20 protein-coding genes are annotated in these 22698 nt (G+C 72.7%); 6 read left to right on the top strand and 14 right to left on the bottom strand.

Annotation, left to right across the window (positions count from 1 at the left end):
• Positions 1-32 precede the first annotated feature (32 nt).
• Positions 33-938: a D-isomer specific 2-hydroxyacid dehydrogenase family protein gene (locus AB0C28_RS06260; protein ID WP_357841203.1), complete on the top strand. Its 906-nt coding sequence runs from the start codon at positions 33-35 to the stop codon at positions 936-938.
• 82 nt (positions 939-1020) lie between these two features.
• On the opposite strand, the gene AB0C28_RS06265 is transcribed toward AB0C28_RS06260, so the two are convergent.
• From AB0C28_RS06265 to AB0C28_RS06295, 7 genes are all read right to left on the bottom strand, one after another.
• Complete coding sequence (locus tag AB0C28_RS06265) at positions 1021-3141, bottom strand: protein kinase (protein WP_358073249.1); 2121 nt, start codon at positions 3139-3141, stop codon at positions 1021-1023.
• Between the two features lie 148 nt (positions 3142-3289).
• Positions 3290-4432 (bottom strand): cytochrome P450, encoded by a 1143-nt coding sequence (locus AB0C28_RS06270; RefSeq protein ID WP_358073250.1) that lies wholly within the window; start codon positions 4430-4432, stop codon positions 3290-3292.
• A gap of 257 nt (positions 4433-4689) precedes the next feature.
• On the bottom strand, positions 4690-5463 hold the full coding sequence (locus AB0C28_RS06275; protein ID WP_357841212.1) for an IclR family transcriptional regulator: 774 nt from the start codon (positions 5461-5463) through the stop codon (positions 4690-4692).
• 132 nt (positions 5464-5595) lie between these two features.
• Positions 5596-6420: an XdhC family protein gene (locus AB0C28_RS06280; RefSeq protein ID WP_358073251.1), complete on the bottom strand. Its 825-nt coding sequence runs from the start codon at positions 6418-6420 to the stop codon at positions 5596-5598.
• Between the two features lie 43 nt (positions 6421-6463).
• Positions 6464-8812, bottom strand: coding sequence for an aerobic carbon-monoxide dehydrogenase large subunit (locus AB0C28_RS06285; RefSeq protein ID WP_357841218.1), 2349 nt, complete (start codon positions 8810-8812; stop codon positions 6464-6466).
• Positions 8809-9270, bottom strand: a complete 462-nt coding sequence (locus AB0C28_RS06290; RefSeq protein WP_358073252.1) for a (2Fe-2S)-binding protein — start codon at positions 9268-9270, stop codon at positions 8809-8811. Before AB0C28_RS06290 ends, AB0C28_RS06285 begins: the two co-directional genes overlap by 4 nt.
• Before the next feature lies 1 nt (position 9271).
• Positions 9272-10135: a xanthine dehydrogenase family protein subunit M gene (locus AB0C28_RS06295; protein WP_358073253.1), complete on the bottom strand. Its 864-nt coding sequence runs from the start codon at positions 10133-10135 to the stop codon at positions 9272-9274.
• Between the two features lie 85 nt (positions 10136-10220).
• Between AB0C28_RS06295 and AB0C28_RS06300 the strand changes: the two genes are divergently transcribed.
• Positions 10221-11129: a LysR family transcriptional regulator gene (locus tag AB0C28_RS06300; RefSeq protein ID WP_357841227.1), complete on the top strand. Its 909-nt coding sequence runs from the start codon at positions 10221-10223 to the stop codon at positions 11127-11129.
• 85 nt (positions 11130-11214) lie between these two features.
• On the opposite strand, the gene eda is transcribed toward AB0C28_RS06300, so the two are convergent.
• The 4 genes from eda to zwf all read right to left on the bottom strand — a co-directional run bounded on the left by eda (position 11215) and on the right by zwf (position 16562).
• A complete protein-coding gene (gene eda / locus AB0C28_RS06305; protein WP_357841230.1) occupies positions 11215-11826 on the bottom strand; it encodes a bifunctional 4-hydroxy-2-oxoglutarate aldolase/2-dehydro-3-deoxy-phosphogluconate aldolase in 612 nt (203 codons plus the stop codon).
• Positions 11827-11988: 162 nt separating this feature from the next.
• Positions 11989-12954, bottom strand: a complete 966-nt coding sequence (locus AB0C28_RS06310; protein WP_358073254.1) for a glucokinase — start codon at positions 12952-12954, stop codon at positions 11989-11991.
• Between the two features lie 162 nt (positions 12955-13116).
• Positions 13117-15099: a phosphogluconate dehydratase gene (gene edd, locus AB0C28_RS06315; protein WP_358073255.1), complete on the bottom strand. Its 1983-nt coding sequence runs from the start codon at positions 15097-15099 to the stop codon at positions 13117-13119.
• A complete protein-coding gene (gene zwf / locus AB0C28_RS06320) occupies positions 15096-16562 on the bottom strand; it encodes a glucose-6-phosphate dehydrogenase (RefSeq protein ID WP_358073587.1) in 1467 nt (488 codons plus the stop codon). The genes edd and zwf overlap by 4 nt, the downstream gene beginning before the upstream one ends.
• Positions 16563-16804: 242 nt before the next feature.
• Between zwf and AB0C28_RS06325 the strand changes: the two genes are divergently transcribed.
• Positions 16805-18037, top strand: coding sequence for an ROK family transcriptional regulator (locus tag AB0C28_RS06325; protein ID WP_358073256.1), 1233 nt, complete (start codon positions 16805-16807; stop codon positions 18035-18037).
• 73 nt (positions 18038-18110) lie between these two features.
• Here AB0C28_RS06325 and AB0C28_RS06330 read toward each other — a convergent pair whose 3' ends face one another.
• Positions 18111-18812, bottom strand: coding sequence for a DUF2470 domain-containing protein (locus AB0C28_RS06330; RefSeq protein ID WP_357841242.1), 702 nt, complete (start codon positions 18810-18812; stop codon positions 18111-18113).
• Between the two features lie 74 nt (positions 18813-18886).
• Here AB0C28_RS06330 and rpsD point away from each other — a divergent pair, with 74 nt between their 5' ends.
• Both rpsD and AB0C28_RS06340 read left to right on the top strand, forming a co-directional pair.
• The gene (gene rpsD / locus AB0C28_RS06335) at positions 18887-19501 is read left to right on the top strand and encodes a 30S ribosomal protein S4 (protein ID WP_357843064.1); all 615 of its coding nucleotides are present in this window, start codon (positions 18887-18889) and stop codon (positions 19499-19501) included.
• Positions 19502-19503: 2 nt separating this feature from the next.
• Positions 19504-20769 (top strand): low temperature requirement protein A, encoded by a 1266-nt coding sequence (locus AB0C28_RS06340; RefSeq protein WP_358073257.1) that lies wholly within the window; start codon positions 19504-19506, stop codon positions 20767-20769.
• On the opposite strand, the gene AB0C28_RS06345 is transcribed toward AB0C28_RS06340, so the two are convergent.
• Positions 20766-21647 (bottom strand): ion transporter, encoded by an 882-nt coding sequence (locus tag AB0C28_RS06345; protein ID WP_357841247.1) that lies wholly within the window; start codon positions 21645-21647, stop codon positions 20766-20768. The genes AB0C28_RS06340 and AB0C28_RS06345 overlap by 4 nt on opposite strands.
• A gap of 114 nt (positions 21648-21761) precedes the next feature.
• Between AB0C28_RS06345 and AB0C28_RS06350 the strand changes: the two genes are divergently transcribed.
• Positions 21762-22070 (top strand): DUF4190 domain-containing protein, encoded by a 309-nt coding sequence (locus AB0C28_RS06350; RefSeq protein WP_357841250.1) that lies wholly within the window; start codon positions 21762-21764, stop codon positions 22068-22070.
• 2 nt (positions 22071-22072) lie between these two features.
• Here AB0C28_RS06350 and AB0C28_RS06355 read toward each other — a convergent pair whose 3' ends face one another.
• On the bottom strand, positions 22073-22696 hold the full coding sequence (locus tag AB0C28_RS06355; protein WP_358073258.1) for a TetR/AcrR family transcriptional regulator: 624 nt from the start codon (positions 22694-22696) through the stop codon (positions 22073-22075).
• Positions 22697-22698: the final 2 nt, after the last annotated feature.

A 22698-nucleotide genomic window follows, 5' to 3' on the forward strand; every position in this document is an offset into this window, starting at 1 on the left:
ATCAATGAGTTACGACCGGAAGGCCGCCCTCGATGACCGTCGCCGTTCACGTCGGGCCCGAGCCCGTGCCCGCGCTCATCGACGCCGTACGCCGCGCCGGCGGGCGCGTCGTCCCCCTGGAGGAGGCCGAGGCGATCGTCTACTACGGCAGCGACGACCCGGCCGAGCTGCGCTCGATGATCCACGAGGGCATCTCCTGGGTGCAGCTGCCGCACGCGGGCGTCGAGCGCTGGGCCACCGCCGGGGTCATCACCGACGACCCCGTCTTCACCGCCGCCACCGGCTCGTACGGCCCGCAGGTCGCCGAGCACGCGCTGGCCATGATGCTGGCGGCGGCCAAGGGGCTCTACCGGTCGGCCAGGATGAAGAGCTGGGGACCGAACGAATCCACGGAGCTCGCCCGCGCGACGGTCGCGATCGTCGGCAGCGGCGGCATCGGCCAGTCGCTGATCCGGCTGCTGGAGCCGTTCGGCTGCACGGTGGTGGCGGTCAGCGACCGCGGCGAGGTGCCCGGCGCGGCCAAGGTCGTGCCGCGCGCCCGGTACCGCGAGGTGCTGCCCGAGGCCGACTACGTCGTCGTCGCCGCTCCGGCCACCCCGCAGACCGCCGGCATGTTCGGGGCGGGCGAGTTCGAGCTCATGCGCGGGGACGCGTGGCTGGTGAACGTGGCCAGAGGCAGCCTCGTCGTCACCGACGACCTCGTACGGGCGCTGCGCGCCGGTCTGATCGGCGGGGCGGCGCTGGACGTCACCGACCCCGAGCCGCTGCCGGACGGGCATCCGCTGTGGGAGCTGGACAACGTGCTCATCACGCCGCACAGCGCGAACCCGCGCCCCGCCTACTGGCGCGGCCTGACCGAACGCGTCATCTCCAACGTCCGCCGCTTCGGCACGGGCGCGCCGCTGGAGGGCGTGGTCTCCCCGAAGCAGGGCTTCTAGCCTGACCACCGCCTCCGCCGGTCAGTGGGTCCGGCGGCGTTGGGGTTCGGTGGTGCCGGCACCGTCGCCCTCGGCCGGGCGGTTACGTGCCCAGGTTGACCCTGGCTCCGGCGCTCAGCCCCGAGTCGTGCACTTCGAGGCTGGTCACCTCCAGGCCCTTCGGCAGCTCGAAGATCAGGGTGCCGGCGAACGACTGGCCCGCCTCGATGCGGATCGGCGTGATCTCCTTGCCGTCCTTGTCGAGCAGCTCGGTGCCGCCGTGCTGCGCGTCGTCCTCGTCGATCAGCTTCTGCTGGCCGGGGTAGAGCACCCTGGCCTCCTGGCCGACGTTCCTGACCTGTACGCCGACCCGGCACGTGCGCTTGGCCGCCGTCTTGGCCGGCTTGGGGCAGGTGGTGCCCGTCACGGTGAAGCGCAGCTTGCCGTCCTGCACGGGCCCGTCGTCCCCGGCGGCCGGCGAACGGAACACCCACGCCAGCACGGCCAGCACCACCACCATCAGCACGACCGCGATCACCAGGGCGGTCAGACAGCCGGCGAACAGCCCCCGTTTGCGCTTGGCGGGCGGATAGCCGGGCAACCGTCCCGAGCCGGTGGTCGAGTGGTGCGGCGGCGGCACCTGCCCCGTCTGGTGGGGGAGCGGCACCTGCCCGGTCTGGTGCATCGGCACAGGCCCGCGCGACGACCCGGCCGTGGGCCCGGTACGTTCGGCGGGCGGAGGCTGCTGTGGCCCGCCCGGCACCCTCGGCATGGGCCCGGTGCGCTCGATGAGCGGCGGCTGGTGCGGCATCCGCGATGACCCGGGCGTCGGTCCGGTTCGCTCGGCCGGCGGGGGCTGGTGCGGCGCCCGCGACGACCCGGGCGTGGGTCCGGTGCGTTCAGCGGGTGGTTGCTGGTGGGGCATGCGCGGCGACCCCGTCGGCGATCCGGGGGTCGGTCCGGTGCGTTCGGCGGGCGACGGTTGGTGCGGCCCATGCGAAGAGCCCGGCGTCGGTCCCGTACGTTCGGCAGGCGGCGGCTGAAGGGGTGCCCGCGAAGACCCGGGTGTGGGCCCGGTGCGCTCGGCCGGCGGGGGCTGCTGCAAGCGCGCCTCGGGAGCCAGCGGCGGCTGGCCGGAGGCGGGGCCGTGGCCCGGCCCGGCATGGCCCGGTGCGCCCGGACCAGGGACGGCGTGGCCCGGGACGGCCTGGCCTGGCGCCGCGTGGCCGGGGGTGGGGCCGTGGCCTGGGACGGCGCTGTGGGTTGGCGCGGGGCCCGGCGCGTGGCCCGGTGGCGGGCCGGGGAGTTGGCCGGTGCGGTCGGGAGGGGTCAGGGGGCCGAACTCCGACGGGTTCCACGCGCTGGTCAGATGCTTGGTCGCGGCGAGCTGGGCGGCCGGCTCGTCGGCGGCACCCACCAGTTCGAGCAGCAGCTGCTTGGCCGCCGGTCGGCGCGCCGGGTCGGGGTGGATGGCCGCGGCGACCAGCCGGTCGAGCGGCGCGGGCAGCCCCCGCAGGTCCGGTGGCGCCTGGCGGGCCCTGGCCGCCATCACGTACGCGTCGCCCTCGCCGAACGGATGCCCGCCCAGCCCCGCGTACGCGATCAGCGACCCCCACGCGAACACGTCGCCCGCCGGGCTGGTGCGCCCCTCGAAGACCTGCTCGGGAGCGATCCAGCCGGGCGTGCCCATGACCATGCCGGCGTTGGTGTGGCGGGAGTTGACGTGGGTCGAGCGGGCCAGCCCGAAGTCGATCACCCGGGGCCCGGCCAGCGTCAGCATCACGTTGGCCGGCTTGAGGTCGCGGTGCACGAGCCCGGCCGCGTGGATCGCGGTCAGCGCGGCGGCCACGCCCACGGCCGCGGCGTGCAGCACGGACGGCGACAGGGCGCCGTGCTCGATGAGGTGGTCTTCGAGCGAGATGCCGTCGATGTACTCGGTGACGAGGTAGAGGACGCCGCGGTCCTCGCCGTGGTCGAGCACGCGGGCGGTGCAGAACGAGGCCACCTTGCGCGCGTTGGACACCTCTTCGTGGAACCGCGCCCGGTAGACGGGGTCGGCGGTGTAGTCGCGCCGGATGGCCTTGAGCGCCACCCGGGCGCCGTCGGCCGCCTTGGCGAGGTAGACCACGCCCATGCCGCCGGAGCCGAGGCGGCTGATCAGCTCATAGGGGCCGATCGCCGGCGGATCTTCCGGCTGCAGAGGAGTGCCTCCCGAGCGCCCCAACGTCGCCGTCCTCTCGCCGTCGTCATCCCGTCGCAAACCGAACCGTTCCTCCCGCCGGTTCGTCCCTGTGACAACCCGAACCGTTCCGCCGCCCGGCATCCCGTTTGTACCCCAGACTCTAACGGAGGAAGAAGCCGCCCGTTGGCCACTAGCCCTGAGCAGGGTCGCGTCGCAGCGGGCGCATCGAGACGCGCAGCCGCGTGAGGTCGATCGCGTGCGGGAGCGGGCGATGCGGCGACAGCAGCCGCCCGATCGGCTTGGGGCGGGAGGTGCGCAGGATCCCGCCGAGGAAGGCCGTGCCGACGGCGAGCATCAGGCGCAGCCCGTCGCAGCCGGACATGGCCCACCACTCGTCCGCGGCGGTGCCGTCGATCCAGATCTCGGGCGCGAACGTGTTCGCGTACGGCAGGCGCGGGCTGCGCTGGTGGGCCGCGACCGGGACGAGCACGGTGGTGCCCGTCGGCAGGGTGGTGCCGTACCAGTCGGTCTCGGTCGTGGTGACCCGCGACAGCACCGGCACGGGCGGCCACAGGCGCAGCCCCTCGCGCAGGCAGGCGCGCAGGTGGTCGTGGTCGGCGCGGGCGGCCTTGCGGTGGGCCGGGTGGGCGGCGAGCAGCGCCAGGGTCTGCGTCAGGCCGGGCGCGGTCGAGCCCAGACCCATCAGCCAGTACGCGGCCTGCATGAGCCCGCGCGACTCGTTCTCCGGCGTCTCGGCGATCAGCCCGGCCAGGCTGCCCGGCTCGGCTCGGCGCAGATGGTCGATGACGCGGGTGTCGTAGCGGCCGGAGAGGATCTCCTGGCGCCGCCTGGCCCGCCAGCGGCCGGCCCGCGTGAGGTCCTCCAGCAGCCGGGTCAGCTCCTCGTCCCTGGCCGCGCCGTCTCCGTACACGCAGCGCCTGGCCACGCGCCGCCAGCAGGCGTCGAGGCGGGCGTGGTCCACCACGCCGCCGCTCAGCTCGGCCGCCTCCTGCGCGGCGATCTCGATGAAGCGCGGGCGCAGCACGTCGATGGGCAGTTCGAAGGCGTGCTGCTCCAGCACGGGGGTGTAGGCGGGGTCGTCGCGGGCCAGCACCCGCAGCACGTCCCGCTTGGACATGATGAGCAGGACCCGGCCGCGCAGGCCGCGCACCAGCACGGGCCGGCCGCTGTAGCGGGACTCCAGCGCGGCCAGCAGCGCCCGGCAGTGCAGCGGGTCGCGGCCGTGGGTCAGGTGCGCCGAGCCGGGCGGTACGAGCGTCGCGGCCAGGCGCAGGTTCTCCAGCACCGTGGCCCTGGGCAGCCCCCTAGGCACGGGTGACCTCCCGCGATCCGGCCCGCGCCCGCGCATCCTGGGCTCTGCGGTCCAGGACCCGGCGGGCCTCAAGCGCCTTCTCGGTGGCCGGGGCGAGGGGGACGTTCATATGCCGATGTGATCGTCCCGGGCCCGCGTCCGCAATCGAGGGTTTCGGTCAGTGGAACACTTCCGGCCTCAAGATCTGCCGCCGTTCCGGTGGCCGGAACGGCGCCTCACGCCGAGGAAGGCGGAGGCGATGGCGCGTCGGAACGGGGTCACGCGCCGAGGAAGGCGGCGGAGATGGCCTGGGCCGCGCCGCGTACGGACATGCCCAGCTTGGCCAGCGGCGCCGCGTGGGCAGGCGCCGCCACGCCGACCGCCATGCGGATGCGCCCACAGGGGCCGAACACCGGCGCGGCCACGCAGGCCACGCCTTCGGTGAACTCCTCCTGGCTGTAGGCGACGCCGTGCCTGCGGACCTGGGCCAGCTCGCGTTCGAGCCCGGCCAGGGTGGTGATCGTGCGGCGGGTCATCCGTTCGAACGAGCCGCGCGCCAGCACCTCCCTGCGCAGCCTCGGGTCGTAGGCCAGCAGCGCCTTGCCGGTCGCCGTGCAGTGCAGCGGCGCCCGGTCGGAGCAGTCGGAGCGCGAGCGCACCCGGTCGTGGCCGTAGAGGCGCTCGACGTAGCGGGCCTCCAGGCCCCAGGGAACGGCCAGGTTGACCGTCTGCCTGGTGGTCTCGTACAGGTAGAGCAGGTAGGGGAGCACCACCGTGCGGGTGCCGGGGACGCGGGCGCGCGTGATGCCCGCCATCGACTCCAGCAGCTCGCCCGGCAGGTACGCGTTGCCCACCCGCCGCGCCAGCTCCCGCGAGCACAGCACGCCCAGGATGCGGTGCGCCGTCGACTTGGGCAGGCCGGTGCTCCGGCACAGCTGCGACAGCGTGACCGGCCGCGAGGCCGCGCTGAGCGCGAGCAGGAGGTCGATCCCCCGCTCCAGGCTGCCCGGCTGGGACCGGACTTGGTCCGCGGCGGGGCGTAGGTCCGTCACCTGAAGTGCTTGACCGGCCGTTTCCGTCGGCATCGACATCCTTTCGGTCGCCGAGGAGCGGCAGGGAGCTTCCCGGGGCTGCGTTTTTACCTTGCATGACGTACCCGGACCGTCACGCGCTGATACCACCGCTCAGCGAAGTGCGATGATCTCCGCGTACACGGAGACCGCCACCTCCCCTGGCGTTCTCGCCCCGATGTCCAGACCGGCGGGAACGTGCACCCGCTCGCCTCCCTCCACCCGCGCCAGCACCGCCGCGCCGCGCCTGCGGCTGGCGATCAGCCCGACGTACGGCACGCCGCGCGCCAGCGCCTCGCGCAGCACCGGCTCCTCGCCCACGCCGTGCGAGGCCACCAGCACGGCCGAGGTGTCGGCGGCGATCGGCCCAGCGACGGACCCGCCGGCGGACCCGGTGGTGGACTCGACGGTGTAGCCGAGCGCCGCGCCGACCGCGACGAGAGCTCGCGCGATGGGTCCTTCGCCGTGCACCCGCACCAGTACGGGCGGCAGCACGGCCTCCAGGAAGATCTCCAGCGTGCCGCCGGACAGGCACGGCTGGCCCACCGCGACCAGGCCCTCCTCCTCGTGCGGCGCCTCGGCCTCGGGCGTGATGCGCAGCAGCGTGGAGTCGCCGGTGCGCAGCAGCCGCAGGCCCTGGGCGCGGACGGTGTCGGTGGCGCAGATCCCGCCGACGAACCCCTCGATGGTCCCGTCGGACAGCACCAGCGCGCGATCTCCCGCCTTCGCGCTCGTCGGCCGCTGCGCCCGCACGACCGTGGCCAGCACGTACGGCTCCCGCCCCGACCGCAACGAGGCCACCCTGGCCTCCAGATCCCGGGCCCGGCCGGCCCCGGTGCCCGGGGACTGAGCGGCGTGCGGGCCCGGGGAACCGGCCGCCTCCGGGCCCGGCGCCCGGCCGGAGGGGCGGGGCGCCGGCATGCCCAGGAACTCGCTCACGGCTTCTCCTCCACGGGGCCGCCGCGCGCGCGGGCCCGCCCGCTCACGGGATCGCCAGGTCCGTACGGAAGGGATCGCCGTTGACGACCCGCCACACGTTCGCCGGAGTGAGCGGCATGTCCGCGTGCCGCACCCCGTACGGCCCCAGCGCGTCCACCACGGCGTTGACCACGGCCGCCGGCGACCCGACCGTGGCCGACTCCCCGACGCCCTTGGCCCCGATCGGATGCGTCGGCGAGGGCGTCACGGTCTCGCCCAGCTCCCACGACGGGCACTCCATCGCGGTCGGCAGCAGGTAGTCCATGAACGAGGCGCCCAGGTGGTTGCCGTCCTCGTCGAACGCCATCACCTGCATGAGCGCCATGCCCACGCCGTCGGCAAGACCGCCGTGGATCTGCCCCTCGACGATCATCGGGTTGATCCGCACCCCGCAGTCGTCCACCGCGACGAACCTGCGCACCTTCACCTGCCCCGTGCCGGGGTCGACGTCCACGACGCAGATGTAGGCCCCGAACGGATAGGTCAGGTTGGGCGGGTTGTAGACGGTGACCGCGTCCAGGTGGCCCTCGACGCCCTCGGGCAGTTCCAGGCTGGAGTGCGCGGCCAGCGCGATCTCGGCCATCGACCGGCCGGCGGACGGGTCGCCCACCACCGACCACTTCCCGTCGGCCCACTCCAGGTCGTCGGGCGACGCCTCCAGCATGGCCGCCGCCACGATCTTGGCGCGGTCGCGCACCTTCCGCGACACCAGGGCCGCGGCGGCGCCGGAGACGGGGGTGGAGCGCGAGCCGTAGGTGCCGAGGCCGAACGGCGTCTGGTCGGTGTCGCCGTGCACGACCTCCACGTCGTCGGCCGGGATGCCCAGCTCCTGCCCCACGATCTGCGCGAACGTGGTCTCGTGCCCCTGGCCCTGCGACTGGCACGACACCCGCAGCACCGCCTTGCCCGTCGGGTGCACGCGCAGCTCGGCGCCGTCGGCCATGCCGAGGCCGAGGATGTCCATGTGCTTGCGCGGGCCCGCCCCGACGGCCTCGGTGAAGAAGCTGACGCCGATGCCCATCAGCTCGCCCCTGGCCCGCTTGTCGGCCTGCTCGGCACGGAGCTTGTCGTAGCCCGCCATGTCCATGGCCAGGCGCAGCGCCTTGGGGTAGTCGCCGGAGTCGTACTCCCAGCCGGTGGGCGAGGTGTAGGGGAACTGGTCGGGTTTGAGCAGGTTGCGCATGCGTAGCTCGGCCGGGTCCGCGCCGAGCTCGGCGGCCAGCACGTCCACCATGCGCTCGACCAGGTAGACGGCCTCGGTGACGCGGAAGGAGCAGGCGTAGGCGACGCCGCCGGGGGCCTTGTTGGTGTAGACGCCGGTGACCTCGCAGTGGGCGGCCTCGACGTCGTACGAGCCGGAGAAGACGTGGAAGAAGCCGGCCGGGAACTTGGTCGGCTGCGCGGTGCCGTTGAACGCGCCGTGGTCGGCCAGCACCTTCACCCTGATCGCCTGGATGCGGCCGTCGCGGGTCGCGGCGACCTCGCCGCGCATGTGGTAGTCGCGGGCGAAGGCGGTGCTCATGAGGTTCTCGGAGCGGTCCTCCATCCACTTGACCGGCTTGCCGGTGACGATCGAGCCGACGATCGCACAGACATATCCCGGATAAATCCCGACCTTTCCGCCGAAGCCGCCGCCGATGTCCGGCGAGATCACCCGGATCTTGTGCTCGGGCAGCCCGGCCACCATCGCGTACAGCGTGCGGTGCGCGTGCGGCGCCTGCGTCGGGCACCAGACCGTGAGCTTGCCGGTGACCTTGTCGAAGTCGGCGAGCGCGCCGCACGTCTCCAGCGGCGCCGGATGCACGCGCGGGTAGATCATGTCCTGCGCGACCGTCACCTCCGCCCGCTCGAAGATCGCGTCGGTCCGCGCCTTGTCCCCGGCCTCCCAGTCGAAGATGTGGTTGTCGGTACGCCCTTCGAGATCGTCCCTGATCACCGGGGCGCCGGGGTCGAGGGCGTGCCTGGCGTCGATGACCGCGTCGAGGGGCTCGTACTCGACGTCGATCAGCTCCAGGGCGTCGCGCGCCGAGTAGGCGTCCTCCGCCACCACGAACGCGACCTCCTGCCCCTGGAAGCGCACCTTGTCCGTGGCCAGCACGGCCTGCGTGTCCTGCGACAGCGTGGGCATCCAGGCCAGGTTCAGCCCCGCCAGGGTCTGGCCGGTGATGACCGCCCTGACCTTCGGATGCGCCTCAGCCGCGCTCGTGTCGACGGAGACGATGCGGGCGTGGGCATGAGGGCTGCGCAGGATGGCGCCGTACAACATGCCGGGCAGCCGCACGTCGTCGGTGTAGTTGCCGCGCCCCCTGATGAAGCGCGCGTCCTCCTTGCGGTGCATGGGTCCGTAGCTCATCTGCCCGCCTCCGCCGCCCATCGGATCGACCGCACGATGTTCTCGTAGCCCGTGCACCGGCACAGCTGACCCGAGATCGCCTCGCGGATCTGCCCCTCGTCCGGGTCCGGGTTCTTGTCCAGCAGCCAGCGCGCGGTCAGCAGCATGCCCGGCGTGCAGAACCCGCACTGCAGCCCGTGGCACTCCACGAACCCCTTCTGCACCGCGTCCAGTTCGCCGTCCCGCTCCAGGCCCTCGACCGTGGTCACCTCGTGCCCGTCGGCCATGACGGCCAGCACCGTGCACGACTTGACCGGCACGCCGTCGAGCTGGACGGTGCAGACGCCGCAGTTGGAGGTGTCGCAGCCCCAGTGGGTGCCGGTCAGGTCCAGCTCGTCGCGCAGGAAGTGCACGAGCAGCAGCCTCGGCTCGACGTCCCTGGTGTACGGCTGCCCGTTCACCGTGACCGTGATCCGCATGTCAGATCCTCCCCGCTGCCGTGGCCAGCGCGCGCCGGGTCAGCTCGGCGGCCAGGTGACGCTTGTAGTCGGCGGGCCCGCGCTGGTCGGCGCTGGGCGCGCAGTGCTCGGCGGCGATGCGGCCCGCCTCCGCGAACGCCTCCGCGCCCGGGGGCCGGCCGACGAGGTGCTGCTCGGCCTCGGGGGCGCAGAAGTGCGCGGCGCCGACCGCCGTCAGCCCGATGCCGGCCTGAGCGATCACGCCGTCCTCGACCCTGAGCACCGCGCCCGCCGCCGCGACCGGCCAGTCGCCGACGCGTCGCTCGACCTTCTCGTACGCGCTGCCCGTCCCGGGTGCGACGGGCACGCGGAGCTGGATCAGCAGCTCGCCCGGCCCGACGGCGGTCTCGTAAGGACCCTCGTGGAATTGTCTGACCGGCACCGTACGAGTGCCGCCCTGGCCCTGAATGACGGCGGTCGCGTGCAATGCCGCGAACACCGCCGACAAATCCTCGGACGGATCTCCTTGGCACAAGGAGCCGCCAACGGTCCCCCGATTTCGCACAATCGGGTCGGCGATAACTCGCTCCGCATCACGAAATATCGGGAAAAGATCGGTGGCGGTCGTGCTCTCCAGCAACTCGGCGTGGCGCACCAGCGCCCCGATCGCCAGCTCACCGCCCTCGACGATGATCCGCCCCAGCTCGGCGGCCAGGCCGTTGATGTCGATCAGCGCTTCCGGCTGGGCCAGGCGGAGCTTCATCATCGGGATGAGACTGTGCCCGCCCGCCACGACCCTGGCCTCGGGGCCGTACCGTTCCAGGAGTTCGAGGGCGTGCGTGACGCTGTCGGCCCTCTCGTATTCGAACGTCGCGGGAACCTGCATGACTGCACATTGCTGTTACCGATTTATCACGACAATCGGTAAATAAGGCTTTCCTTAATGAGGGGCGGCGAACTATGAAGGGTGGGTGACCCTCAGCCAGCTCGGCGCGTTCGTCTTCGTGGCCCGGCTCGGATCCGTCAAGGCCGCGGCACGGGCGCTCGGCGTCAGCGAGCCCGCGGTCTCCCAGTCGCTGGCCCAGCTCCGCAGGCACCTCGGGGACCCGCTGGTGACCCGCTCGGGCGACCGGATGGTGCTCACCGAGGGTGGCAGCCGGCTACTCGGCATCGCCTCCCAGATCGTCGCGCTCGGAGCCGAGGCGGTCGCCGCCGTCCAGCCCGGCCGCCCCGCCCGCCTGCACGTGGTGATGGACGCGGGACTGGCCGAGTACGTGGCGGGCCCGCTGCTCTGCCTCTTCACCCAGCGCAAGCAGGTGGACGCCACCACCGGCGTGGCCGCGACCGCCGAGACCCCGCTGCTGCTGTCCAGCCGCCTGGCCGACGTCGCGCTCGGGGCCCAGCTGACGGGGGACGGCCTGGTGAGCCGGCCGGTCCTGCGCTGCCGCCTCATCGTGGTCGGCTCGCCGCGCGGGCGCAGGGACCACTGGCTGGTCGGCCCGTCCGGCACCGACCCGGCCAGCGACACCAGCCGCCTGCTGCGCCTGTTACGGGTCCAGGAACCGCAGGTACGGGTCTTCGCCAACCAGACGGCGGCCTGGAAGGCGGCGGCCGAGGGCGCCGGCCTCGCGCCGGCCACTGCCCATCTGGTGGCCTCCCAGCTGCGCAGGGGCGAACTGGTGCCCATCGAGACCGCGGCGACCCCGCTGGCCTCCTACTGGTATGCCACCACCCTCGAACCGGCGGCGCGCTCGGGGGCGGCGGGCACGTTCATGGACTTCCTCACGACGCCCGCGGCCACCCAGGTCATGCGTACCCCGGACGAGGGCGTCCCACGCAGCCGCTTCCGCCCCACGGTCCACGTGTCGATCTGGAGCTGACGCCTGGCGCCGGTCCCGGATTCGGAACCGGCGTCGTTCATCGATCGGGCCCCGTCTCGCCGGCCGCGGGGGCTGTACGGGCGCGTCAGCGGAGTGCGGCGGCCTCCGCGGCCAGCTTCTCCACGCGCGCCCAGTCGCCCGCGGCGAGCGCGTCCGCCGGGGTCAGCCACGTCCCGCCGACGCAGCCCACGTTCGGCAGCGCCAGGTAGTCGGGCGCGGTGTCCACGCGGATGCCCCCGGTCGGGCAGAAGCGCACGTCGGGCAGCGGCCCGCCGAGCGACTTCAGGTACGTGACGCCGCCCGCGGCCTCGGCGGGGAAGAACTTCAGCTCCTTGATCCCCCGCTCGGCCAGCGCCATCGCCTCGGACACGGTGACCGCCCCCGGCAGGAACGGCACGCCACTGGCCTCCAGCGCCTCGACGAGCGACGGGGTCGTCCCGGGAGAGACCAGGAACGTGGCCCCGGCCGCCACGGACGCGGAGATGTCGTCGGCGGTCCTGACCGTCCCGGCGCCCACGGTCGCCTCGGGGACCTCGGCGGCGATCCTGGCGATGGCCTCGCGCGCGGCCGGCGTGCGCAGGGTCACCTCGATGGCCGGCAGCCCACCGGCCACCAGCGCTCGGGCCAGCGGCACCGCGGTCTCCACGTCATCGATCACCACGACGGGGATCACCGGGGCGAGATCGAGCAGGCTCATGAATGCGTCTCTCCTCATCGGCCACCACCACGGGGCCGCTTCTAGTTCAGGTCGTGCAGTCCGGGTCGTCCAAGATCCGGCCGTTCGGTCCAGGTCGTCCGAGATCAGGCAGTTCAGTTCGGGTCGTTCATGGGGGCAGGCGGCCCCGTGGTGGGGCCGCCGTCAGCTCACGAGCTCCTTGCGGGCCCGCCGGCTCAGCCAGGCCGCCGCGCCCGTCAGCGCCGGTTGCGGCGCGACGATCAGCACGGTCCCGATGCCCGCCAGGTAGGCGGCCATGTCGGGGTTGTCCTCGAACCGGGCACGGAAGCCGCTGGCCCGCACCCGCTCCACGATACGGGGCAGCACCCCGCCGCCCAGATACACCCCGCCTCTGGCGCCCAGGGTCAGGGCCACGTTGCCGGCGAAGCCGCCGAGCAGCCCGCAGAACACCTCGACGGTCTCCGCGCACAGCGAGTCGTCCACCCTGGCCACGATGTCGGAGGCGGTCAGGTAGGGCGCGCCGACGCCGTTCACCGCCGCCAGCGCCCGGTGCAGCCGGACGAGCCCGGGGCCGGACAGCAGGTGCTCGGCCACCACGTGCGGCAGGCCCTGCGCGCGCAGCGCCCGCACCACCTCGAACTCCCGCGGCTCCACCACCGGCACCGTGACGTGCCCGCCCTCGCCGGGGATCGGGGTCCAGCCGTCGTCGCACGGCACCAGGCCGCCCACGCCGAGCCCGGTCCCCGGCCCGAGCACCGCCTTGACGCCGTGGCCGGGCGCGGGCCCGCCCAGGGAGACCAGGTCGGCGCCCTCCAGGTGGGGGAGCGAGACGGCCAGGGCCTCGAAGTCGTTCAGCAGCCGGGCGTAGGGGATGCCGAGATCGCGTACGGAGCCGGCCCAGGAGGAGTTCGTGAGCCGGTAGTCGTCGCCGTCGATCGGCCCGGCCAGAGCCAGGCAGGCCGCTCCCGGCCGCGCCCCGCCCGCGTGGGTCGCGAGGTAGGCGGCGACGGCGTCCGCGAGGGTCGGGTGGTCGGCCCCTGGCAGCACCGCGACGTTCGACGGGGGCGCCCCGAGCGAGGTGACCAGGCCGAACCGGGCGTTGGTCCCCCCGATGTCGGCCACCAGCCAGGGAAGGTCAAAGGCACTCACGCATACCTCCGGCGTCCGGGGCGGCGGCAAGATCGCTCGCCGTACTCCGAAGGATCCCACGACCGCCCGCGACACCCCAGAGGGGACGGCGAGTACGTACGGGCTCAGTCAGGTCGCGAACCCCCCGAACCGGCACGGCTCGCCGGACAGACGTGGGACCGGTCACCGGGCCAGCCCGGCCGCTCGTGCGCCCACCGGCGCGTTCGTCTCCAGGTGCGAGGAGCCCGCCTCGGCCGGGAAGCCCAGGCCGGGGCCGTGGTGCGGCGACTCGGCGCCGCTCACCCCGAAGATGCCCGCGCCCTGCTCGGCGTGCCCCGCCATCCGGCGGAAGGCGGCGAACAGCTCGCGCCCGGTGCCGACCCACTGCGCGTCGCTCAGCGGCCGGCCCTCGGGCGCACGCCTGGCCAGCTCCTCGGCGGGCACCAGCAGCTCCAGCGTCCCCGCCGCGGAGTCGAGCCTGATCACGTCGCCCTCGCGCACCAGCGCGATCGGCCCGCCGTCGGCGGCCTCGGGCGACAGGTGGATGGCGGCCGGCACCTTGCCGGACGCGCCCGACATGCGGCCGTCGGTGACGATCGCCACCCGCTGCCCCCTGTCGAGCAGCACGGCCAGCGGCGAGGTGAGCTTGTGCAGCTCGGGCATGCCGTTCGCGCTCGGGCCCTGGTAGCGGATGACGGCCACGAAGTCCTGCCCGTCCAGCTCGCCCGCCTCGAACGCCTTCAGCAGGTCGAGCTGGTCGTGGAAGACCTTGGCCGGCGCCTCGATGACCAGGTGCTCCGGCTTGACCGCCGACACCTTGCTGACCGCGCGGCCCAGGTTGCCCTCGACCATGTGGATGCCGCCGTCGGCCGAGAACGGCTTGGCGACCGGCCGCAGCACGTCCAGGTCGGAGCTGCCGCCGGTGACGGGCGACCAGACCAGCTCGCCGTCCACCAGCTCCGGCGCCTCGCGGTAGCGGTCGAGGCCGGGGCCCGCGACCGTCAGCACGTCGGCGTGCAGCAGGCCCTCGTCGAGCAGGTCGCCGATGAGCACCTGCATGCCGCCGGCCTCGCGGAAGTGGTTCACGTCCGCCTGGCCGTTGGGGTAGATCTTGGTGAGGGACGGCACCACCCGCGACAGCTGGGCCAGATCGTCCCAGGTCAGCACGATGCCCGCGGCGGCGGCCATGGCCACCAGGTGCAGCGTGTGGTTCGTGGAGCCGCCGGTGGCCAGCAGCGCGACGCAGGCGTTCACGATCGACTTCTCGTCCACCAGCTCGCCGATCGGCGTGTACTCGGCGCCGTGCGCGGTGATCTCCACCGCCCTGCGCCCGGCGGCCTCGGTGAGGGCGTGGCGCAGCTCGGTGTGCGGGTTGACGAAGGTCGAGCCGGGCAGGTGCAGGCCCATGACCTCCATCAGCGCCTGGTTGGAGTTCGCGGTGCCGTAGAAGGTGCAGGTGCCGGGCGAGTGGTACGACTTCGCCTCGGCGTCCAGCAGCTCGACCCTGCCGACCTTGCCCTCGGCGAAGAGCTGGCGGGTGCGCGCCTTGACCTTGTTCGGCAGGCCCGACGTCATGGGCCCGGCGGGCACGAAGATCGCGGGCAGGTGCCCGAAGTGCAGCGCCCCGATGAACAGGCCCGGCACGATCTTGTCGCACACGCCCAGCAGCAGCGTGGAGTCGAACATGTCGTGCGACAGCGCGATGGCGGTGGCCATGGCGATCACGTCGCGGCTGTAGAGCGACAGCTCCATGCCCGCCCGGCCCTGGGTGATGCCGTCGCACATCGCCGGCACGCCGCCCGCCACCTGGGCCACGCCGCCGGCCTTGCGCACGGCCGCCTTCAGCTCCGGCGGGTACGTCTCGTACGGCTGGTGCGCGGACAGCATGTCGTTGTAGCTGGTCACGATGGCCACGCCCGGCTTGGCGGCGGCGCGCAGGGCCGGCTTGTCCTCACCCGTGACGCCCGCGAAGCCGTGTGCGAGGTTCGCGCAGCCGAGGTGCGCCCGCGCCGGGCCCTTGGCCCTGGCCTGCTCGCCGTCCCGGCGGATCCGATCGAGGTAGGCGGCCCGGCTGACGGCGCTGCGCTCGGCGATGCGGTCGGTGACCTCCTGGATGAGGGTGTTCACGGGGTTCCCTTCGCCGGATCGGTTGGTTCGCTCGTTCACGCTTCCTCCTCGTGCCAGGCGCGACCGCTGCGGCCGAGCAGCTCATGCGCGCCGGCGGGGCCGGTGGTGCCGGCGGGATACGGCTCGGGCAGGCCGGCGGCGGCCTTCCAGGTGTCCAGGATCGGATCGATCCAGCGCCAGGCCGCCTCGACCTCGTCGCGGCGCATGAACAGCGTCGGGTTCCCGGCCAGCACGTCGCCCAGCAGCCGCTCGTACGCCTCGGGCACCCGCGCCGTGAACGTCTCGCCGAAGCTCAGCGACATCGGCACCGGCTTCAGCGCCACCTCGCCCGCGCCCGGTTCCTTGGCCATGATGTGCAGCCGGATGCCCTCGTCCGGCTGCAGCCGCAGGACCAGCCGGTTCGGTGTGCCGCCGGGGAAGATGGCGTGGGGCACGTCCTTGAACTGCACCACGATCTCCGAGCGCCGGTACGGCATCCGCTTGCCGGTGCGCAGGTAGAACGGCACCCCCGCCCACCGCCAGTTCCTGATCTCGGCCCGGATCGCGGTGAACGTCTCCACCCGGCTCGACATCTCGGTCGGCGGCGTGGAGCCGGGCTCGTCGAGGTAGCCGGGCAGGTCCCCGGCCCCGGTGTACTGGCCGCGCACGGTGAAGCGATCCACTTCGCCGCCCGCGATCGGCCGCAGCGCCTGCAGCACCTTGACCTTCTCGTCGCGGATGGCCTCGCGGTCGTTGCGGGCCGGCGGCTCCATCGCGGTCAGGGTGAGCAGTTGCAGCAGGTGGTTCTGCACCATGTCGCGCAGCGCGCCCGCGTGGTCGTAGTAGCCACGGCGGCCGGGTGTGCCGACGGTCTCCGCGGCGGTGATCTGGACGTGGTCGATCCACAGGGAGTTCCAGATCGGCTCAAGGAAGGCGTTGGCGAAGCGCAGGACCAGCAGGTTCTGCACCGTCTCCTTGCCCAGGTAGTGGTCGATGCGGAAGATCTGGCGCTCGTCGAAGATGGCGCCGACCTCGTCGTTGATGCGCTGCGCACTGGCCAGGTCGTTGCCCAGCGGCTTCTCCAGCACCACGCGCGAGCGGGGCGTCACCAGGCCGGCCTCGTGCGCCTCGCGGCAGAAGGGGCCGAACGTCCTGGGCGGGCTGGCCAGGTAGAAGATCCGGTCGCGGTCCTCGTGGCCGGCCAGCAGGCCGGCGAGCGTGCTCCAGCCAGAGTTCCCCTCTGCGCCCCCGTAGATGCCACTGCCGACGTCCACCGAGACGTGGTGCAGGCGGCCGAGGAAGCGCTGCCACATGGCGGGGTCGTCCACCGGGACGCTGTCGCGTACCTCGGCGTCCACCTTGCCGCGGAAGTCGGCATCGGTCAGCCCGCCCCTGGACAGGGCGATGACGCGGGTCTCCGGGGAGAGTCTTCCGTCCCTGTCGCTGTGGTAGAGCGCCGGCAGCAGTTTGCGCATGGACAGGTCGCCCGTGCCGCCGAAGACGACGAGGTCGGCAGTGTGCATGCCGGGGTGCACGTCGGAGTGCACGTCGGAGTGCACGTCGGGGTGCATGTCGGGGTGCATGTCGGGCTGGGTGGGGGCGTTCGGTGGTGCGGTCGACACGGTTCCGGGCTCCGGGGGATCTACCAAGCAGGGACAGAACGGACACTAACGAGAGTTTGGGTCGTACACAAGCGGAGTTTTGGCATTTGAGATGAAAAAGTAGTGACTTTTCATTACACAACCCCATGTGGTTCACTTAGCCGATGTCTCGACGTACCGCAGCCGCGCTCGCCACGAGTGGCGAGGTGCTCCGCCTCATCCGCACCGGAGAGGCCGTGACGCGGGCCGAGCTGGGCCGGGTCACCGGCCTGTCGCGTCCCGCCGTGCAGTTGCGCGTCGGTGAACTGCTCGAACGCGGACTCGTCGTGGAGCGGACCGACGCCCCGTCCACGGGCGGGCGCCCGCCGGTCCGGCTGGAGTTCAACGCCTCGGGCGGCGTGGTGCTCGTGGCGGCGCTCGGCGCCAGCCGCACCAGGGTGGCCGTGTGCGACCTGGCCGGCCACGAGCTGGCCGGGCGCGAGTTCGCGATGGACGTCGAGCAGGGGCCTGACACCGTGCTGCCGCTGCTCATGGACACCTGGGACGACCTGCTCGGCGACCGGCCGCGCAGCATGATCAGGGGCGTCGGGATGGGCGTGCCGGCCACGGTCGAGTTCGCGCAGGGCCGTACGGAGAGCGCCCGCGTCATGGCCTCGTGGACCGGCGTGGTGATCCCGCCGATCATCCGCGCGCGCTTCCCCGTGCCCGTCCTGGTGGACAACGACGTCAACGTGCTGGCCATCGGCGAGCACCGAGGCGTCTACCCCGAGCTGGACGACCTGATGTTCGTGAAGATCTCGACCCGCATCGGCGCCGGCGTGATCGCCGGGGGCGGCATCCTGCGCGGCGCGATGGGCGCGGCCGGCGAGATCGGGCACATCCCGGTGATCGACGGCGGCGGCGTGCTGTGCCGCTGCGGCAACTTGGACTGCGTCGACTCCGTCGCCAGCGGCACCGCGCTGCTGCGCGAGCTGTGCGGCAGGGGCAAGGACGTGCGCACGATCGCCGACGTGACGGCGCTGGTGCGCGCGGGCGACGCCGAGACGATGGCCACGGTCCGTGAGGCCGGGCGGCGCATCGGGGAGGTGCTGGCCGGGGCGGTCAACATCCTCAATCCGTCGGTGGTGGTGCTCGGCGGCGACGTGGCGGAGGCGTTCGGGCCGCTGGTGTCGAGCATCCGCGAGGTCGTCTACCGCCGCTCCACCGCCCTCGCGACCCGCCGCCTGCGCATCGAGCCGAGCCGGCTCGGGGCGGGGGCGGGCATCAGCGGCTGCGCGGTCATGGTGCTGGACCACGTGCTGTCGCCGGAGGCCGTGGACGAGACCATGACCCTCACCGCCCTGCGCCGCGACCGCGCCCCGGCCCTGCCGGCCCCGGTCGAGGCCGGCCAGTCCTGACCTCCCGCCGCACGTTCAGCCCGTGCGCGGGTGAGAACGCGCTGGGGTCAGAACGCGCTGCATCATGCGCGGGTCAGCAGGTGCACAGCAGGCCGCGCAGCGCGGTCTCCAGGCACACGCTGGAGCGGGCCGGCGTCGGCCAGGGGAAGCGGATGAGCGTCTCGTCCACCCGTACCGTCGCCCCGAACCGGTCCAGCTCCCACAGCCACACCTCCGCCGCCGGTTCCCCGAGCTGCCTGGTCACCCCGGCGGTGAGCTGCGCCCGGTGGGAGGAGTTGACGTGCGCGAGCACTCGCTCGGCCGTCTCCGACAGCGGGTCGGGCGCCGCCCCGAGGTAGTCGTCGGCGTCCAGCAGCCCGGACTCCTGCCCGGTCAGGTACACGACCTGCCCCACGTCCAGCCGCAGCAGCCGCGGCGCGTCCGGCCGGCCGAACCGCTCCAGCGCCTCGAACAGGCTCTCGTCGGCGCTGTGCGCGGCCACCGCCACCGCCGCGGCGCGGGCCTCGGCCTCCGGTACGGCCTCCGCCCAGCCCTGCACCTCCAGCAGTCCGCGCGGATGCGTCACCGGGCCGAGCTGCCGCATCGACGTCAGGTTGACCGCCACGACGGCGTCCGCGCGCAGGCCGTGCAGCGTCTCGCCGGGCCGTACCAGCAGCACGGGCCGGCCGCGCTCGTCCACTCCGCCGCGGGCGGGGGAGGGGGCGCCGTCAACGGTGAGTTTGGCGACGTCGGCGGTCGCGGCGAGGGTGCGGACCCGCTCGGGGATCGGCAGCATGACGCCTCCTAGGAGAACAATGGTGTAGGTTAGGCTTGCCTAAGTAAGGATTACCTAATCACATCGAGGTGAACGTGCGCTACACCGGCCCGAAGGTGCGACTGTCGCGTCGCGCGGGCGTCCCGCTGACCAGGAAAGCCGTCCGCTACTTCGAGACGCGCCCGTACCCGCCGGGCGAGCACGGGCGCAAGACCAACCGCCGCAACACCGGCGACTACGGGCTGCGGCTGATGGAGAAGCAGAAGCTGCGCTGGTACTACGACGTGTCGGAGCGCCAGCTGCGCCGCTACTGGGACCTCGCCGTACGCAAGCCGGGCGCCTCGGGCGCCGAGCTCGTCACCCTGCTGGAGACCCGCCTGGCCTCCCTCGTGCTGCGCTCGGGGCTGGCTCCCTCGATCTACGCGGCCCGCCAGTACATCGCCCACGGCCACATCGCCGTGGACGGCCGCAAGGTCGACATCCCCAGCTATCTGGTCAAGCCAGGACAGGTCATCTCCGTACGGGCCCGCTCGCGCCAGATGCAGCCCTTCGTGGCGGCGGCCGAGGGCGTGCACGCCGACGAGCGCACGGCCGCGTATCTCTCGGTGGACCTCAAGGAGCTGCGCTTCACCCTGGTCAGCCGGCCCGAGCGCGAGCAGATCGTGGTCCCCGTGGACGAGCAGCTCGTGGTGGAGTTCTATTCTCGTTAGCCGTGAGTGGAGCGGAAGAGCGTCACGCGAGCTGGCTGGAGCTGTTCTTCGACCTGGTGGTCGTGGTGGCGGTGATCCAGCTCGCCCACCGGCTGGCCCACCCGACCTGGCCGGACGTGGCGCTCTTCGTCGTCCTGTACTACGCGATCTGGAGCGTGTGGACCGCCCTGACCCTCTACTCCAACGTGCGGGGCGAGCGCACCCGCATGCTCAGCATGCTGATCGGCATGTTCGGCATCGCCGTGATGGCCGCCGCCGCGCCCGACGTCGCCCGCGAGATGGGCACGGGCGGCACGCACGAGGGCTGGTTCATCGCCGCGTACATCATCTCCAGGACGAGCGCTTCCAGAAGCCTGCAGCGGGCCGGCGCGATCATGACGGCGTGGCCCGCGGCTCAGCTGGGCGCGGGGCTGACGCCGTGGATCGCGTCCAGCTGGGTGGAGGGCCCCTGGCGCTATGTGCTGTGGGGCATCGGCGTCCTGCTCGACCTCGGCTTCTCCATGGCCCGCGGCCGCCGGCCCGAGCGCATGATCGAGGAGCTGAACGAGCAGATCCGGCGCCGGCTCAAGCGCGATCGGCGCCTCCACGTCTCCCGGCGCCCCCTGCCCGATCCCGACCACTACGCCCCCGCCGTGCTGGAACCCGCCCACCTGGGGGAGCGGCTGGGACTGTTCGTGATCATCGTGCTCGGCGAGGCCGTCATGCAGGTCGTGCTGGCCGCCTCCGGGCAGTCCTGGGGTCCGGAGCTCGGGCTGGCCGCCCTGGCGGGGTTCGGGCTGATCGTCTCGCTGTGGTGGATCACCCTCCAGTACGGCCTCAGCGCCGTCCCCGGCGCCACGGAACGCGGCCTCAAGGCGTACATCGCCTTACCCGCGCACTTCGCCATGACGGCGGGCCTCACCGCCACGGCGGCCGGGCTGGGCGTGGTCGCCGCCGAGCCCGGCGCCCACCTGCACGCCGGCTCCGGCTGGGTGCTGGGCGGCGGGCTGGCGGTGTACTTCGCCGCCTCCGCGGCCCTGGGGGTGGCCATGCGGGCCTCGCGGCGCTGGATCTGGGGCTGGGCCGTGCCCTCCGTTTTCGTGCCGCCGATCGTGGCCGCGGTGTCCGGGCTGCTGCCCGGCTGGCTCGTGGTCGTGCTGCTGCTCCTCGTGGCCCTGTGGCGGGTCGCCTACCGCCACCGCGGCGGCCCAGTCACCGGCACAGCCCCCGACGCTGGCCCCGGCACAGCCCCCGACACAGCCCCTGCCCAGCACCAGGGCGGCGGCTAGTTGCGGCCGGCCTTGGCGCGGCGGGAGCGCCTGGGTTGCGGCTCGGATCGCTCCGATGCCCCGTTCGGCCACTGCTTGCGCAGGTGGGCGACCTCGTCGCGCAGCGCGGCCAGCTCGTCCAGGATCCGTTGCGTGTGCGCCGTGGTGTCCTCGATCGCCGCCAGCTCCTCGGCCCGCTCCGCCCGCTCCTCGGCGCGTTCCTCCTCGTTCTCCTCGTCCATGGCGCTCACCACGACCGCCAGGAAGAGGTTCAGCACGACGAACGTGCACACGAGGATGAAGATGGTGAAGAAGATCCACGCCGTCGGGTGCCGGCTCATCACCTCCCTGGCGATGTTGCCCCAGTCGTCGCCCGTCATCGTCTGGTAGAGGGTGAACAGCGAGGTCGGCAGGTCGCCGAAGCGGTCGGGCGCGGTCTGGCCGTACAGCTTCGTGGCCATGACGGCGGCGACGTACAGCACCAGCGACAGCAGCACCACGATCGAGCTCATCCCCGGCATCGCGCGCAGCAGCGCCGAGACGACGCGGCGCAGGCTGGGCACGACCGACAGCAGCCGCAGCACCCGCAGGATGCGCAGCGCGCGCAGCACCGACAGGCCGCCGGCCGTGGAGGCGAAGGCGATGCCGACGATGATCGTGTCGAAGATGTTCCACGGATCGCGCACGAAGGCGGCGCGCTCGACGTAGATCTTGGCGATCAGCTCGGCGGCGAAGATGTAGAGCGCGAGGTGATCGACCACGGTGAGCAGGGTGCCGTACCGCTCGACCAGGGGAGGGAAGGTCTCCATGCCGAGAGTGGCCGCGTTCAGCACGATGAGGCCGATGATGAACCGCTGGAAATGCCGATGGGCGAGCAGAGCTCGAGTGCGTTCGCGCACGGGTGCAGGCTCCTCAAGATGGATCAGGTCCGCACCATGATGACGCAAGATGATCAACCCAGAGACTGTGGTATAAAGCCCCCCTGACTTGTCCATGTGGGGGATCAAACGATCATGTCCTATCCCGACTACGGCGCCGGTTCCTACGGCCCCGTGCCGCAGAGCCACCCCAACGGCACCACCATCCTCGTCCTGGGCATCCTGAGCCTGGTGGTGTGCACGTTCATCGGCCCCTTCGCCTGGTCGATGGGCAACAAGGCGCTGCGTGAGATCGACGACAGCGGCTATTTCTACGAAAATCGCGGCCACGTCCAGGCCGGCCGCATCTGCGGCATGATCAGCAGCGCGCTGCTGATCTTCACCCTGGGCCTGGTGGCCATCGGCCTGCTCTTCGGCCTGCTCGGCGCGCTGTCCGACGCGTAGCCCTACAGGTCGCCCAGCCCCTGCTCCAGCAGGTCGAACGCCTGGTGGGCCTGGGCCGTCAGCAGCGGCCCGATCTTCTCCCACGGCTCGCCGGCCAGCATCATGGCCAGGGCGCGCTCGCTCAGGAGCCGCGTGACGGCCAGGATCTGCGCTGCCGCGACCCGGGGCACGACGTCGTCGGGGCCGGCGCCGAGCTCGCCGGCCAGCGCCCGCGCCAGGCCCTGCTCCCGCTGGAGATGCACGTCGCGGAGCCGGGCCGTCAGCGCGGGGCTGTCGTTGATCACGCGGGAGAAGGCGTCGTTGCCCGCGTTGAGCCCGTAGCGCCAGTCGCGCGTCTCGATCGCGCCGAGGTAGTCGCGCCTGAACGCGCGCACCACGCCCTCGCCCGGCAGGCGCTCGCGCAGCACCTGCTGCGGCAGGTCCACCACCAGGTCGTAGCGGTCGGCGAACAGGTCCTCCTTCGTGCTGAAGTAGTTGAAGACCGTGTTGACCGACACGTCGGCGGCCTGCGCCACCTCCGCCACCGTCACGTTGTCGAACCCCCGGGCCAGGAACAGGCCCGTCGCGACGTCGGAGATGCGCTCCCGCGTCTCGCGCTTCTTCCGCTCCCGCAGCCCTTCCGCCATGC

The sequence above is a fragment of the Nonomuraea sp. NPDC048892 genome, assembly GCF_040649735.1.
Classification (GTDB): domain Bacteria; phylum Actinomycetota; class Actinomycetes; order Streptosporangiales; family Streptosporangiaceae; genus Nonomuraea; species Nonomuraea maheshkhaliensis.